This is a genomic window from Flavobacterium aquidurense, from assembly GCF_002217195.1.
Lineage (GTDB): Bacteria > Bacteroidota > Bacteroidia > Flavobacteriales > Flavobacteriaceae > Flavobacterium > Flavobacterium frigidimaris.
In genome coordinates this window covers 1-14,678 of record NZ_MUGR01000023.1, presented here as the reverse complement: position 1 = coordinate 14,678, position 14,678 = coordinate 1, and the positions used below count along the sequence as shown (strand labels likewise).

The window sequence follows — 14,678 nt, the reverse complement described above, 5'->3', positions numbered from 1 at the left end:
AAAAAAATGGCAAGCGACCTACATCGCACCGCTCAACCACGTACCCTTGCTATGTTCCCATCCTGGGGGAGTCTGCAGGAGCTGGTCGTGTAGGACTTGCCGGTGCAAATATACAAACTTTTTATATTTTTGCAAGAGCTTTGTTGCTATAAAAATATCGTCGTATATTGGCTTATTCAAATTTTTAACTATGAAAAAATATAACTTCCTAACCTTCATTTTATTAGGAATCACATTAATTGGATGTGGAGATAAAAATAAAGGTGAAAATTCTTTATTTAATATTGATGATTCTGCTTTTCCGGCCCATTTTACCCAACAAGAATCAATTTCTATTGGAATTTTGAACCCAAATTCAAAAGAAATCGACAGCATTGCATACTTTGTTAATGATAAAAAAGTGGGAAGCACAAAAGGTGCTCAAAAATTCAACTTTGCATTAAAAGATCAAAAATTAGGCTACCAATACTTAAAAGCTTCGGTTTATTTTGGATCTAATTTCTCTGATGCCACCAAAAGAATTGAATTGGTTTCGAATGTAGAAGCTAAACCTTTAAAATATAAAATAATCAATACCTATCCTCACGATACAAAATCGTTTACTGAAGGTTTAGAATTTTACAAAGATACTCTGTATGAAAGCACAGGACAGGAAGGCGCGTCTTATATCAGAAAATACGATTATAAAACAGGAAAGATCTTCAAACAAATTGACCTTGACAAAAAATATTTTGGCGAAGGAATTACTTTCATCAATGGAAAATTATTTCAATTGACCTGGCAGAATAAAACAGGTTTTATTTATGACGCCAATACTTTAAAACAAGAAAAAACCTTTGCTTACGATAAAGATATTGAAGGCTGGGGAATGACAAATGACGGCAAATACATTTACCAGACAGATAAAACAGAAAAAATCTGGAAAATGGATCCTACAACTCAAAAAATGGTAGATTATATCAATGTTTACTCAGGAACATCAAAAATTAAAGCCATCAATGAATTAGAATGGATTAACGGTAAAATTTATACCAATGTTTGGTTTAAAGATGCAATTGCAGTTGTCAATCCAACATCCGGAGCCGTTGAAGGGATTTTAGACATGTCAGGTTTACGCAAATTAATGCCGGATGTTACCAAAGATGATGTTTTAAACGGAATCGCTTACAACCCTAAAACAAAAACCATTTTTGTAACAGGCAAGAACTGGAGTAAAATGTTCGAAATTACCGTTTCAGAATAAACGTTAAAAGGAAATATTTGATTTTTTAAATTCCAAATTCCAATATTAAATACGAATTTCACAGATTTCACGGATTAGTTCGTGATAATTTGTGAAATTTGTGTTTTAATCTGATAGCTAACTATAAAAAAAGACTTTTCCCTAATACAACTAAATTCACATAATGATTACTCTCATCAAAAACATAAAAGAATTACTTCAGGTTCGTGAAACATCAGTTTCTAAAGTTTCAGGCGCTGAAATGGCTGTTCTTCCTACCATCAAAAATGCCTTTCTAATTCTTAAAGACAATCTTATTGAAGATTTTGGTTCGATGCAAAATCTTCCGGAAATCAAAGCAGACAAAACCATTGATGCAACCGGAAGAATCATTTTACCTTCCTGGTGCGACAGCCACACCCATATTGTGTATGCAGGAAATCGAGAACAGGAATTTGTAGACAGAATTAATGGTTTTTCCTATGAAGAAATCGCGAATCGTGGCGGCGGAATTTTAAATTCGGCGAAAAAACTCAACGAAACTTCTGAAGAAGAAATTTACGAACAGTCAAAAGTTCGATTAGAAGAAGTCATGCATTTAGGAACCGGAGCAGTCGAAATAAAATCCGGTTACGGCTTAACTGTTGAAGGCGAACTAAAAATGCTGCGTGTTATTAAAAAACTATCTCAAAATTATCCCATTTCAATAAAAGCTACCTTTCTAGGTGCTCATGCTTTTCCTCTTCATTACAAAGACAATAAAGCAGGATATATCGATGAAATCATCACTAAAATGCTGCCGGAAATCGCTCAAAATAAATTAGCTGATTATGTTGATGTATTTTGTGAAACCGGTTATTTTTCTGTTGAAGAAACCGAAAAAATCATTGAAGCGGGAATAAAATTCGGTTTAGAGCCAAAAATCCACGTGAATCAGTTTAATTCTATTGGAGGCATACAGGCGGGAATTAAATTCAAAGCCCTTTCTGTTGATCATCTCGAAATTATGACAGCTGAAGATATCGAAGCTTTAAAAAACACAGATACGATGCCTGTAGCACTACCCTCGTGTTCTTATTTTTTAAGCATACCGTACACACCGGCCCGCGAAATGATAAAAGCAGGTTTACCTCTGGCATTAGCTACAGATTTTAATCCCGGTTCTACTCCATCAGGAAACATGAATTTTGTAGTAGCAACGGCTTGTATCAAAATGAAAATGACACCTGAAGAAGCTATCAATGCAGCAACCATAAACGGGGCTTATGCCATGGGAATCTCAGAAACCCACGGAAGTATCACAAAAGGCAAAAAAGCCAATCTGATCCTCACAAAACCTATTACATCTTATTACCAGATTCCGTATGCTTTTGGGAGTAATCTAATCGAGAGTGTTTTTATAGAAGGTGAGATTTTAGCATAAAAAAACTTCTGCCATAAAAAAAGGTCTGTGAAGAAAATCACAGACCTTTACTATCTTAGTGGTATTATGCCTTAATCGACGTGTATTATCTTAAGTTGAAACTAGTTTTAGAAACTAATTCGTCATTATCAAAAACATTGATAAAATAAGCACCTTTAGCAAAATCTTTACCTGGTAAATCTTCACTAACATTAACAGTTTTGTTTTCGTACTTTACAGTAGTTTTAAAACTATAAGTTAAAGTATTATCACCAAAACTTTCTGTTTTCTTATCTCCTAAAACATTGTTTTTTGAATCGATAACCTGTACATAATAGGTTTTATCACCTGATTTTGCAATTTGGTTTTCAGCAACAGTAAAACTAATTTTCAGAACGTCTGCACGACTTGCTTTATCAGTTTCGATTTGTTTTCCTGAGCTTCTCAATTTGTAAGCAGAAGTTTTTGTATTCAAAATTGATAATTTAGCTCCTTTTTCAACAGTTTTTGCTAATTCTTCGTTTTGACCAACCAATACTTCATTATACTTTTTAGATTCTCCTAGAACTACAATCGTGCTATCTCTTTGAGTTGTTAAAACACCATTTTGTTTTTTCAACTCGTCGTTTTCAGCAACAAGAGTTTTCATTTTACCCTGCATTGCCTGAACCTGAGATCTGAATTTAGATACATCTCCTTTTGATTTATTCAAATCATCCATTAGAGCTACTACTTTATCTCTTTCCTGAATTAATTCATCAGACATAGAAGTGTTCTCAGCAATGGCAGCATCATAAGTTGTTTTTAACTCTTGCAAATCTTTCATAACAGATTCTTTCTCTGTCATTGTTGTTGTAAGTTCTGTCTTAACTACATCTGTATCAGATGATAATTTAAAAATATACACTAAGCTACCAATCAGTAGGACTGCTAAAACTGCGATTACCGCTTTTAGACTTGAGTTGTTGTTCTTTGGGTTTTCCATATTTAAAATAATTTTCTTTAAAACAAATTTAAGAATTAATATAAGGTTATAACGTAAGTTACTACAATTATATTATTTTTGGAAAATAAAATTTTTTCATGGAGAAATTAATTCCTTTTACTATTAATGATTTAGCAAAAGTCACAAATCATCGCAGTGGTGAAATAAAGTTCGGAGAAAAGATGATTATCATTCCGAAAGGCGTTGATAAAATTAATTTTCTAAAAGAAAGCGAAGCTAAATATGTACTCCTGGGAATTCCGGAAGATATTGGCGTGCGTGCCAACTATGGCAGGCCCGGAGCAGCATCAGCATGGGAAAGCGCAATAAAAAGCATTGCCAACATTCAGCACAATCGTTTTTCTAAAGGCAGTCAGATTATTGTTTTAGGACAAATTAATGTGAGTCAGGAAATGCGTGATGTCGAAAATCTTGATTTCAATGATATTGACGACAGGTCTAAATTAAGTCAGTTAGTTGAAAAAATCGACAAAGAAGTTTCTCATATCATTTTTAGTATCGTAAAAGCAGGAAAAACCCCAATCATCATTGGCGGAGGCCATAATAATGCTTACGGAAATATAAAAGGATCGGCTTTAGCCAAAGGAAAACCAATTAATGCCATTAATTTTGATGCCCATTCAGATTTCAGGATCCTGGAAGGACGTCACAGCGGAAACGGATTTTCATATGCCTATGAAGAAGGTTTTCTGAAAAAATATTTCATTTTTGGCTTGCATGAAAATTACACTTCAAAAAGTGTTCTGGATATTATCAAAAAACTCGAAGACCGCGTTCGATACAATACGTATGACAGTGTAAATATCCGTAAAGAAAAAGACTTCGACAGGGAAATGGCCCTGGCGTTAGAATTTATCAAAACCGATTCTTTTGGCATCGAAATAGATTTAGATGCAATTCCTAATATCGCCAGCAGTGCTATGACTATCAGCGGATTTTCTGTGGAAGAATTACGTCAGTTTATCTCGTTTTTCGGACAACACAGAAACGCTACTTATCTGCATATTTGCGAAGGAGCGCCGGATTTAGCCGATTCTCCAAACAACAATTTAATTGGCAAATTAATTGGATATTTGATCACAGACTTCATAAAAGCAAACAACGATAAAGAAAAATTACAATGAAGGCCAACTGGCTTAAAACCTCATATTTTCCAAATAATAGAAGATTCAAATAAACGATTGGTCGAATAAACCTATCTTTGCAGAGAATTTTAGTGCTTAAAACTAAATTCTTAATACCTAAGATATGTTATTCGAAGATTTATCACTTTCAAAAAGTATACAAAAAGCCGTATTTGAAGAAGGCTACCTAAACCCTACTCCTATTCAGGAACAATCTATTCCGATTGTTTTAGCTGGAAGGGATTTAATTGGTTGCGCACAAACCGGTACAGGAAAAACTGCAGCATTTGCAATCCCAATCATACATCAGTTACACCGAATTGTAGGCTCAACAAAAAAAGCCAAAGTAATTCGCGCCCTTATAGTTACTCCAACACGTGAATTAGCAGTTCAGATTGGCCAAAGTTTTGACACTTATGCCAAATACACCAACCTGACCCAATTGACGATTTTTGGCGGAGTTTCACAAAATCCACAAGTTGATGCGCTGAAAAACGGAGTCGACATTTTGGTGGCAACACCGGGAAGATTACTGGATTTGCAAAAACAAGGTTTTCTTGATTTAGATCATTTGCACACTTTAGTCTTAGACGAAGCGGATCAAATGCTGGATATGGGTTTTATAAACGATGTGAAAAAGATCGTAAAACTAACCCCTAAAAACAGACAAACGTTATTGTTCTCTGCCACTATGCCAATCGCAATTCGCGAACTGGCCGAAATGTTTTTGCAGGATCCTGCAAAAGTTGAAGTTTCTCCGGTTTCATCAACAGCAGAAAATGTAGAACAGCGTGTTTATTTTGTTGAGAAAACAGAGAAAAGAAATCTATTATATCATTTGATAAAAAACGAAGATTTATCGAATGTACTGGTTTTCTCAAGAACAAAACACGGAGCAGATAATGTTGTAAAAGCACTTAGAAAAAATAATATCGCAGCTGAAGCCATTCACGGTGATAAATCTCAAAATGCAAGACAACGTGTTCTTGACGCTTTCAAAAACAAAGAAGTTGGTGTTCTTGTAGCCACAGACATTGCCGCGAGAGGTATTGATATTGATCAGCTGCCTTTTGTAATCAATTTTGACCTGCCTAATATTCCTGAAACTTACGTACACAGAATTGGGCGTACAGGCCGCGCCGGAAACGGAGGTATTGCAATTTCTTTTTGCAGTAAAGACGAACACGGATATTGGAAAGACATTCAAAAGCTAATAAAAGTGGACGTAAAAACCATTACAGACCATCCGTATCAATGGCATGCGGGAAGTCCTGAAGCAACGGAAGAGAAACCAAAAAACTCAAACCGAAGCAGCGGCGCTCACAAATCAAGAAAATCAAATGCTTCTAAGCAAAATAAAAAACGCTGGTACTAAAACTACTACTTACAGCATTTAGACTGTATAAATAATCTAAACACGAATTTCGCAAATTATCACAAATTTACAGAGGCAACTCAGTTTGTGAACATTAGTGAAATTCGTGTTTTTTTTTATGCTTAACCCCAAATACAATAAGAGCTAATTACTGTTTTTCGCCTCATTTATTAAGTAGTTTATAATTTTAAACAGCTTAACAGGTTCAAACGGCTTAATAATAATATCATTGATTCCTGACGAAATGGCTTCATCAGTGATTTCATCTTTATCAAAAGCAGTCAACGCTACAACGGGCGTTTTTATACCTTTTAGACGAATTCTTTTCGTAGTTTCGAAACCATTCATCAAAGGCATATTAATATCCATCAGGATAAGATCAAAATCTTCTTTTTCTAATATATCCAAAGCACCAAAACCATCATCAACTACTTTACAGATGTAATTATTTTTTTCGATGATCTTTTTGGTCACCAATTGATTGATAAGATTATCTTCTACAATTAAGATTTTATAAATATCATCTGATGTTAAATCAACTTCGATTTCATCAATAATATCTTTGGTTCTTTGAGGATCATATTCAAAAGGGATCATAAACGAAAAAGAGGTTCCTTCTCCAATATCACTTTCCAGACTGATTGTACTTCCAAAAAGTCCTAACAATCTTTTTACAATACTCAGACCTAAACCGGTTCCCTGATAATCTTCATCTTTTCTGCCCACCTGCACAAATTTTTCAAAAATCTTCCCCTGATCTACGATGGCAATTCCAACGCCATTGTCTTTGATCAGGAAGTCCAAGAAATACCGCTTCCCTTCGATCCTGTTCATCTTAACAATAATTTCTACTTCGCCATCTTTGGTAAACTTTAATGCGTTGCTTACTAAATTCATAAGAATCTGGGCGAGCCTTAATTTATCACCAATTAAATATTCAGGAATATCAGGATCTATGCTGATTGAAATCTTGTTATTGTTTTTTTGAGATAAAAACGAAAGCGAATTTTTGATCATTGTAATTTCATCAGAAATATTAAATGTCAAATTTTCCAATACAACTTTATTTTCTTCAATTTTATTAATCTGAAGAATATCATTTACCAGCGACAATAAATAACGAGCTGAAAATTTTAAGGAGCTCAAATGCTGACTTCGCGACAATTCTTTGTGTTCTTCAAGCAACATATTTGTTATACCCACTACACCATACAAAGGAGTACGTAATTCGTGGCTTATAGTCGAGATAAACTGAGTTTTAAGCAAAGAGGCTTCTTCTGCAATTTCTTTTGCCTGCAGCAGCTCTAAATTGTGCTTTTTCTTGAATTTTATATTCTTTATCAAAGTAATAATCAGAAAAAGAAGGATCAGAGAGATCAGAATAAACAGAACAACAATTATTCTTGATTTTTTCAGACTTTGATATTGCGAATCTTTTTCGTTCTCTATTTTATCAATTTGTCGTTTGTATTCATCAAGTTCAAGGTTAAAACCGGCACTCGAAGCTTTCTTGAGTTTTTCCTGATTGTAGAGTTCTCCGGTAATTTCATTATACAAAACAAGATTTTCATAAGCTTGTTTGTGCTTTTTAATTTTATTCAAAAACTTCGAATATTCTAAATGAGCATAGGACAAATCCGATTTTTCTTCGCTGTTTTTCCCTGCTGCTATTGCTTTCTTAAAGAAATCGTTTGCTGCAGCATAGTCATTTCTATAACTCATGTACATTCCCTTGAGCATATTAACGACAATTTCGGTAGATTCATCACCGTATTTTTCGATTTTAGTACCAACAAATTTCAAATAAGGATAACCTTCTTCGTATTTGCCAATATCAAAATAAGCCCAGGCTATATTTACGTTTGTAAAATAAACCTGGCTCATGTCATTAATTTTTAAACTATAAGCAATTGATTTTTTGTAATAGCTGATGCCTTTATCAAATTGTTTTTTTTCAAAACAGTAGATATTTCCTAAGTTATTATAAAGACTGTATTTTATAGAATCGTTATTGGTTTTGTTAGCATAAAACAAGCCTTTATTGTAGAAGAAAATGGCTTTATCAAACTCTGATAGTTCGCTATAGTTGCCGGCAATAATTTTGTATGATTTTGCTATTAAATAATTATTCTTCGAGGTTGTAGCATAATTGAGTGCTACTCTTGAAGTAATTAATGATTTTTCGAAATTGGCTTTCTTATATTCATTCCATGCTTTTTTTACAAGCGCCGCAATCTTATCGTCTGACATGCTTTCGGATTGCGCACTTGCCGAATTGGCAAAACAATTCAGAAATAGTAACATCAATAAAAAAATCCGCATTTGGGGCATGAATCGGCTAATTTTATCAAATATACACTTAAAAATAAAAAAAAGCCGTATTTCATATAAAAATACAGCTTTTCTTTATTTATTCGATTATTACTTAAAATTCGATCTGTTTTTATTCAAAAAATACCGAATATCTTATTGATTATCAGAAACAATATCTGCAGCATCAGGAATGCCGTCTATGTCATTATCATTTTCCCATTGTCCCACGACAGATGTCGCCAATGCATTTCCTAATACATTTGTAGCACTTCTGAACATGTCACAAAAGTGATCGATTGGCAAAATCAAGGCAATTCCCTCTACAGGAATTTTAAACATTCCGCAAGTAGCTGCCACAACAACCAAACTTGCTCTTGGTACTCCGGCAATTCCTTTACTGGTCAACATCAGCACCAGAAGCATTACCATTTGGGTACCTAAATCTAAATGCACACCATAAAACTGGGCAATAAAAATACTCGCAAAAGTCATGTACATCATACTTCCGTCAAGATTAAACGAATATCCCAGCGGCAGCATAAAAGATACAATTTTGTTTTTTACACCAAAATCTTCTAATTCTTCCGTTAATTTAGGAAAAACAGCTTCACTGCTTGTTGTACCAAAAGCAATTGCTACAGGCCCGATAATACGCCTTAACAATTCGGTCATTCTTCCTTTCAGGAAAATATACCCTACTACAATCAACACGACCCAAAGTGTACTTATTCCAATTAAAAAAGATCCGAAGAATTTAAAATAAGTAATCAATAATTCTTCTGCATCCCTTATGGCAAATACTCCTGCAATTGCTCCAAAAACTCCAATTGGAGCGAAGTTCATCACATAATTTACCATTTTTAAAACGATATGCGATATTTTATCAAAAGCATTAATCACCGGTTTTACTGTGCTTCCCAGCGAAGCGGCAGCCAAACCAAAAAATATGGCGAATATAACGATCTGCAAAATCTCATTCGTTGCCATTGCTTCAAAAATACTTTTAGGAACAATATGCTCTATAAAATTCTCAAAAGATAATATTTTAGTTTTAGCAGTTACCTCAGACGCAGCTGCCATATCTACGTGATCTAATTTCAGACCAACTCCGGGCTGCAATATATTAACGTAAAATAATCCAATTAATAAGGATATAAACGAAGCTGTAAAAAACCATCCAAGAGCCTTTCCTCCAATTCTTCCTACTGTTTTTAAATCTCCCAATTTGGCAATACCCACAACTAAGGTTGTAAACACTAAAGGAGAAATAATCATTTGCACCAGTCGGATAAAAACGGTGGCAAGCATTTTAATTTTATCACTAAATGATTGCGCTGCTTCAGCAGAAATCGAGTTGTGCAGAATAATTCCTAAAGTTGCCCCAAGAACCATCGCAATTATAATTTGTCCCGTTAACCCTGAAAGAAATGATTTTTTTTTGGTTTCTTTTACTTGCATTAATATGTTTTATTTAAAATTAAAATACTAAGACCCTCACTGTCTTAATTTTTATTAATACGTCTTGTTGATTAAATAAAAATCAGCCAAAACAATTGCTGCCATCGCCTCTACAATAGGCACTGCACGCGGAACAACACAAGGATCATGACGTCCTTTCCCGGTCATTGGTGTAATATTTCCTTTATTGTCTAATGAATCCTGAGTCTGCATAATAGTCGCAACAGGTTTAAAAGCTACTCTAAAGTAGATATCCATACCGTTGCTTATTCCGCCCTGAATTCCTCCCGAAAGGTTCGTTTTTGTCGTTCCGTCAGGATTATATAAATCGTTGTGTTCACTTCCTTTCATTTCAGAACCGGAAAATCCGCTTCCGTATTCAAAACCTTTTACAGCATTGATAGAAAGCATTGCTTTTCCTAATTCAGCATGTAATTTATCAAAAACAGGTTCGCCTAAACCAACCGGAACGTTCTGGATTACACACGAAACTACACCGCCAACAGTATCTCCCTGCTTGCGGATATCACGAATATATTCTTCCATAATTGCAGCCGATTTTTCATCCGGACAACGAACAGGATTGCTTTCGATTTTCGAAAAATCCAAATCCTGATATGGTGTATCTAAATGAATTGGTCCTACAGACGAAACATAAGCATTGATTTTGATTTCCGGCAACATTTGCTTTGCAATTGCACCAGCCACTACTCTGCTTGCTGTTTCTCTGGCTGAACTTCTTCCGCCACCGCGATAATCACGAAAACCATATTTCTGATCGTATACATAATCAGCATGACTTGGCCTGTAATTGTCTTTTATATGGGAGTAATCATCTGATTTCTGATTGGTATTCGGAATAATAAAACCAATTGGGGTTCCTGTAGTTTTACCTTCAAAAATTCCGGATAAAAACTGAACCGCATCCGGTTCTTTTCTTTGCGTTACGATTGCCGATTGTCCCGGTTTTCTTCTGGACATTTCAAGTTCAATCGCTTCCAGATCAAGTTCAATTCCTGATGGACAACCATCTATAATTCCGCCCAAAGCTTCACCATGAGACTCTCCAAATGTTGTAACCTTATATAGGGTGCCGTAGCTATTTCCTGCCATTGTAATTTGTTTTGAGCAAATGTAAGTTTTATGAATTAAATTAAAAAATTTAAAATTAGTATTATTAACTAAAGGTTAAGTAGTTTAAAAATTACAATTTAATAAAATTGTCGCCAAATTGATAACCTTTTGATAAAATATAGCTCGCCAGAGTTTCTTTTATTTGTTAAACTTCAAAAAAAGAAAAATTGAAAAAACGAAATGTCGAACTGGTCATTCTTTCAGATGTCCATTTGGGAACTTACGGAAGTCACGCTAAAGAACTAAACAACTATTTATCAAGCATAAAACCCAAAACATTAGTCCTGAACGGGGATATTATTGATGCCTGGCAATTTAGAAAATCATACTTTCCAAAAGCACATTTAAGAGTCATTCAAAGAATAATTGGTATGGCTTCTAAAGGTACAAAAGTCTATTATATTACCGGAAATCATGATGAAATTCTTCGAAAGTTCAGCGATATGAACATGGGAAATTTTGCTCTGGTAGATAAATTAGTTCTGGAATTAGACGATAAAAAAGCCTGGATTTTTCACGGAGACGTTTTTGATGCATCTGTACAGCACTCTAAATGGATTGCAAAATTGGGTGGATTAGGTTACGATTATCTAATTCTGAGCAACCGATTTGCCAATTGGTGTCTGGCAAAACTGGGGCGTGAACCTTACTCTTTTTCCAAGAAAATTAAAGCAAGCGTTAAAAAAGCAGTTAAATTTATTTCAGATTTTGAAACTACCGCTACAGATTTAGCCATTGAAAAAAAATACGATTATGTAATTTGCGGACATATACATGAACCAAAAATCGTAACAAAGGAAAACAAACACGGATCTACTTTATACCTGAATTCCGGTGACTGGGTAGAAAACCTGACTGCACTGGAATACCACAAAAAGCGCTGGAAACTTTATTCTTACGCTGAAAGCAATTTTACCGAAGAAGAGAATCTTTTTGAAATGGAGGATATCCTGAGTTCACAGCTAATTTCTTCTATACTAAAGAACAATGTCTAAAGCTACGATTCCTGTATTGATAAAATAGTTACTTTATAATTAACTCTGGTTAGATCAAAAATGTGAATTATATAACAATTTTCAAAAATAATATACGTTTGAAAATTATACGTCACAGTACATTTGAAAAAAAATTAATAACCATTTTTATGAAAAAAATCATTTTATCTGCCTTCATGCTATTAGGATTAGCATTTACAGCTCAATCACAAGAAATTTCGAAACACGCTTTAGGAGTACGTTTAGGAGATAACAACGGATTTGGTGGCGAGGTATCATATCAATTAGGATTAAGCCAAAAAAACAGACTTGAATTTGATTTAGGTTTTAGAAATAGCAGTAATGTAGACGCCATTAAAGGTGTTGCTCTTTACCAATGGGTTTGGAATATTGATGGCGGTTTTAACTGGTACGCTGGTGTTGGTGGTGGTATCGCGGCATGGGATCACGATTACTATAATAACAATTTTAAATATAACGACAGCGGAACTTATGTATTTGCAGCCGGAGATATTGGTATAGAATACAGATTTAGCGAAGCACCTATCACATTATCATTAGATGCAAGACCTGAAATTGGTTCAGGATATTATGATGATGATAATTTTGGATTTGATGTAGGTTTGGGAGTTAAATTTAGATTCTAAATTAAAACTAAAAAATAATTATAAAAAAAATCCTGTCGTTGAAAAGCGACAGGATTTTTTTTGAAATACTATAACAAACAATTGTCAGCCTGACAAATGCTTATTTAATAATAATCTCTTTTTTCGAGTGAATCTTTACCACAGTATAAGGATATGTGATGACCTGCATGACCATGGCATCCGGAGCAGGACTTACCTCTTTCACAGTAATAACAATATTCTTATCCGTTTCCTCTACTTTTTCAACTGCAATAGAATAACCTCCGGTATTTTTCTCTCCCATATTCAAAACAACATAATTAGAATTGCTAATGTCGTCATGCTTCATTTTTTCAGCGAGATGAGGATCGGTTTCTAACATTTTGATCTCGTTTGGTTCGGTCAAAATTTCGAAAAATTTAATATTTCCCCCACCATCAGACTGTTCCGTCAAAACTTCATACAAAGATTTCGACCCCGAAGAATCTTTAGTTTTCTTTACTCCACAAGAGATCAAAACAAAAACCACTAAAACCGAAATTACTTTTTTCATTTGTATTTATTTTTAAAAGAAATGGATCTAATTTTTATAATCATCAATAGCTCTTTGGTACAAAGCCTCATATTTAGGCAATATATTTTTGATGTCGAATTTTTTAGCCACCTCTAAAGCATTTTCTTTAAACTGATTTAAGACAACATCATCTTTAAGGATTTTGATTGCATTTGCAGCCATTTCATCCACATTTCCAACATTACTCAAATAGCCTGAAAAACCATCAAAATTCACTTCCGGCAGACCTCCTGAATTACTCGAAATAACCGGAACTCCACAAGCCATCGCTTCTAAAGCTGCCAAACCAAAACTCTCCGTTTCTGATGGAAGCAAAAACAAATCGGTCATGCATAAAATTTTATCAATTTCATTACTGTTTCCAAAGAAAATTACCTTTTCGTAAATCCCCAACTCCATACAAAGAGCTTCTGCTTTTTCCTTTTCAGGACCATCGCCCACCATCATCAGCTTAGACGGAATTTCTTTCTGGATATTGTAGAAAATTTTAATGATATCCGGAATACGTTTTACCTTTCTAAAGTTACTGATGTGTGTAATAATACGCTCATTTTCTTTAGCCATCACATAACGATGACAAGGCGCCTGAGGGTCTTTTGTTACTTTATCCAACTCAATAAAATTCGGGATTACTCGTATTTTATTCTTGATTTTAAACAATTTCAGCGTATCATCTTTCAAACTCTGAGAAACCGAAGTCACATAATCTGATTTATTAATACTAAAAGTCACCGCAGGTTTATAAAAAGGATGATTTCCCACCAATGTAATATCGGTTCCGTGAAGTGTTGTAATCATCGGAAGATTAATTCCTTCGTTCTTCAGCATTTGCTTGGCCATATAACCCGCATAAGCGTGTGGAATAGCATAATGCACGTGCAGAACTTCAATTTTATACAATTTCACCATATCAACCAATTTGCTTGATAAAGCCAACTCATAAGGCTGATAATGAAAAAGTGGATATTCAGGAACGTTTACTTCGTGATAATGAACATTAGGATTCAAAAGTGCCAGCCTGACAGGCTGACTATAAGTAATAAAATGGATTTCGTGTCCGCGTCTGGCTAATTCAAGGCCTAGTTCCGTAGCAACTACACCACTACCACCAAATGTCGGATAACAAACTATTGCTATTTTCATGTATTAAATTTAATACTACGAAAGTACTTAAAATTAGCTTTTAATCGAAGATTTAGATTGTTAGATTTTTGTGAAGATTAGATTCGCCACAGTATTAGATCGTTAGTTCCAGGGCTTAGGGACCAAACAATTCCCTTAACATTATTTCTTTCATCCTGAGTGAAGCCAAATAACTATACCATCATGATTTTCAGGAGCAGAAGATTCATTTTTCCGGAAAACCACCCGTCCCGCTGTACGTTTTATCTTTTCCTTGCTAAAGGAGCAAGAAAAAGGATACCACTCCCATCCTACCGTCTGGACACA

General features: G+C 34.5%; 12 protein-coding genes and 1 other RNA gene. 6 read left to right on the top strand and 7 right to left on the bottom strand.

The genetic code is table 11. From position 1 onward, the window contains the following. Nucleotides 1-4 precede the first annotated feature (4 nt). Nucleotides 5-102, bottom strand: an RNA gene (ffs, locus tag B0A67_RS12125) — signal recognition particle sRNA small type. Nucleotides 103-190: 88 nt separating this feature from the next. Here ffs and B0A67_RS12120 point away from each other — a divergent pair. Further along, nucleotides 191-1,243 (top strand): glutaminyl-peptide cyclotransferase, encoded by a 1,053-nt coding sequence (locus B0A67_RS12120; protein ID WP_072965133.1) that lies wholly within the window; start codon nucleotides 191-193, stop codon nucleotides 1,241-1,243. A gap of 163 nt (nucleotides 1,244-1,406) precedes the next feature. Next, complete coding sequence (hutI, locus tag B0A67_RS12115; protein WP_072965134.1) at nucleotides 1,407-2,645, top strand: imidazolonepropionase; 1,239 nt, start codon at nucleotides 1,407-1,409, stop codon at nucleotides 2,643-2,645. 85 nt (nucleotides 2,646-2,730) lie between these two features. Here hutI and B0A67_RS12110 read toward each other — a convergent pair whose 3' ends face one another. After that, a complete protein-coding gene (locus B0A67_RS12110; protein ID WP_072965135.1) occupies nucleotides 2,731-3,609 on the bottom strand; it encodes a hypothetical protein in 879 nt (292 codons plus the stop codon). Nucleotides 3,610-3,707: 98 nt separating this feature from the next. Here B0A67_RS12110 and B0A67_RS12105 point away from each other — a divergent pair, with 98 nt between their 5' ends. Together B0A67_RS12105 and B0A67_RS12100 are read left to right on the top strand one after the other, a co-directional pair. After that, nucleotides 3,708-4,754 (top strand): formimidoylglutamase, encoded by a 1,047-nt coding sequence (locus B0A67_RS12105; RefSeq protein ID WP_072965136.1) that lies wholly within the window; start codon nucleotides 3,708-3,710, stop codon nucleotides 4,752-4,754. A gap of 124 nt (nucleotides 4,755-4,878) precedes the next feature. After that, nucleotides 4,879-6,129, top strand: coding sequence for a DEAD/DEAH box helicase (locus B0A67_RS12100; RefSeq protein WP_072965137.1), 1,251 nt, complete (start codon nucleotides 4,879-4,881; stop codon nucleotides 6,127-6,129). A 144-nt stretch (nucleotides 6,130-6,273) separates the two neighbouring features. Here the strand turns inward: B0A67_RS12100 and B0A67_RS12095 are convergent, their stop codons facing one another. The 3 genes from B0A67_RS12095 to aroC all read right to left on the bottom strand — a co-directional run bounded on the left by B0A67_RS12095 (nucleotide 6,274) and on the right by aroC (nucleotide 11,013). Continuing rightward, nucleotides 6,274-8,433 (bottom strand): response regulator, encoded by a 2,160-nt coding sequence (locus B0A67_RS12095; RefSeq protein WP_242670956.1) that lies wholly within the window; start codon nucleotides 8,431-8,433, stop codon nucleotides 6,274-6,276. A 162-nt stretch (nucleotides 8,434-8,595) separates the two neighbouring features. Continuing rightward, nucleotides 8,596-9,900 carry a dicarboxylate/amino acid:cation symporter gene (locus B0A67_RS12090; protein WP_072965139.1) on the bottom strand — a complete coding sequence of 435 codons (1,305 nt, stop codon included), beginning with the start codon at nucleotides 9,898-9,900 and terminating at the stop codon, nucleotides 8,596-8,598. Between the two features lie 54 nt (nucleotides 9,901-9,954). Further along, on the bottom strand, nucleotides 9,955-11,013 hold the full coding sequence (gene aroC / locus B0A67_RS12085) for a chorismate synthase (protein ID WP_072965140.1): 1,059 nt from the start codon (nucleotides 11,011-11,013) through the stop codon (nucleotides 9,955-9,957). Nucleotides 11,014-11,201: 188 nt separating this feature from the next. On the opposite strand from aroC, the gene B0A67_RS12080 reads away from it, so the two are divergent. Both B0A67_RS12080 and B0A67_RS12075 read left to right on the top strand, forming a co-directional pair. Next, nucleotides 11,202-12,029 (top strand): UDP-2,3-diacylglucosamine diphosphatase, encoded by an 828-nt coding sequence (locus B0A67_RS12080; RefSeq protein WP_072965141.1) that lies wholly within the window; start codon nucleotides 11,202-11,204, stop codon nucleotides 12,027-12,029. A 149-nt stretch (nucleotides 12,030-12,178) separates the two neighbouring features. Further along, nucleotides 12,179-12,676 (top strand): hypothetical protein, encoded by a 498-nt coding sequence (locus tag B0A67_RS12075; protein ID WP_072965142.1) that lies wholly within the window; start codon nucleotides 12,179-12,181, stop codon nucleotides 12,674-12,676. Nucleotides 12,677-12,776: 100 nt separating this feature from the next. Here the strand turns inward: B0A67_RS12075 and B0A67_RS12070 are convergent, their stop codons facing one another. Both B0A67_RS12070 and bshA read right to left on the bottom strand, forming a co-directional pair. Then, the gene (locus tag B0A67_RS12070; RefSeq protein WP_072965143.1) at nucleotides 12,777-13,208 is read right to left on the bottom strand and encodes a protease complex subunit PrcB family protein; all 432 of its coding nucleotides are present in this window, start codon (nucleotides 13,206-13,208) and stop codon (nucleotides 12,777-12,779) included. A 27-nt stretch (nucleotides 13,209-13,235) separates the two neighbouring features. Continuing rightward, nucleotides 13,236-14,372 (bottom strand): N-acetyl-alpha-D-glucosaminyl L-malate synthase BshA, encoded by a 1,137-nt coding sequence (gene bshA, locus B0A67_RS12065; protein WP_072965144.1) that lies wholly within the window; start codon nucleotides 14,370-14,372, stop codon nucleotides 13,236-13,238. Nucleotides 14,373-14,678: the final 306 nt, after the last annotated feature.

Bases quoted from the DNA above. Each gene is read 5' to 3' on its own strand.
- B0A67_RS12090 (WP_072965139.1), bottom strand. From the start codon at position 9,900: ATGCAAGTAAAAGAAACCAAAAAAAAATCATTTCTTTCAGGGTTAACG.
- hutI (WP_072965134.1), top strand. From the start codon at position 1,407: ATGATTACTCTCATCAAAAACATAAAAGAATTACTTCAGGTTCGTGAA.
- B0A67_RS12095 (WP_242670956.1), bottom strand. From the start codon at position 8,433: ATGTTACTATTTCTGAATTGTTTTGCCAATTCGGCAAGTGCGCAATCC.
- aroC (WP_072965140.1), bottom strand. From the start codon at position 11,013: ATGGCAGGAAATAGCTACGGCACCCTATATAAGGTTACAACATTTGGA.
- B0A67_RS12110 (WP_072965135.1), bottom strand. From the start codon at position 3,609: ATGGAAAACCCAAAGAACAACAACTCAAGTCTAAAAGCGGTAATCGCA.
- B0A67_RS12100 (WP_072965137.1), top strand. From the start codon at position 4,879: ATGTTATTCGAAGATTTATCACTTTCAAAAAGTATACAAAAAGCCGTA.
- B0A67_RS12105 (WP_072965136.1), top strand. From the start codon at position 3,708: ATGGAGAAATTAATTCCTTTTACTATTAATGATTTAGCAAAAGTCACA.
- B0A67_RS12070 (WP_072965143.1), bottom strand. From the start codon at position 13,208: ATGAAAAAAGTAATTTCGGTTTTAGTGGTTTTTGTTTTGATCTCTTGT.
- B0A67_RS12075 (WP_072965142.1), top strand. From the start codon at position 12,179: ATGAAAAAAATCATTTTATCTGCCTTCATGCTATTAGGATTAGCATTT.
- B0A67_RS12120 (WP_072965133.1), top strand. From the start codon at position 191: ATGAAAAAATATAACTTCCTAACCTTCATTTTATTAGGAATCACATTA.
- bshA (WP_072965144.1), bottom strand. From the start codon at position 14,372: ATGAAAATAGCAATAGTTTGTTATCCGACATTTGGTGGTAGTGGTGTA.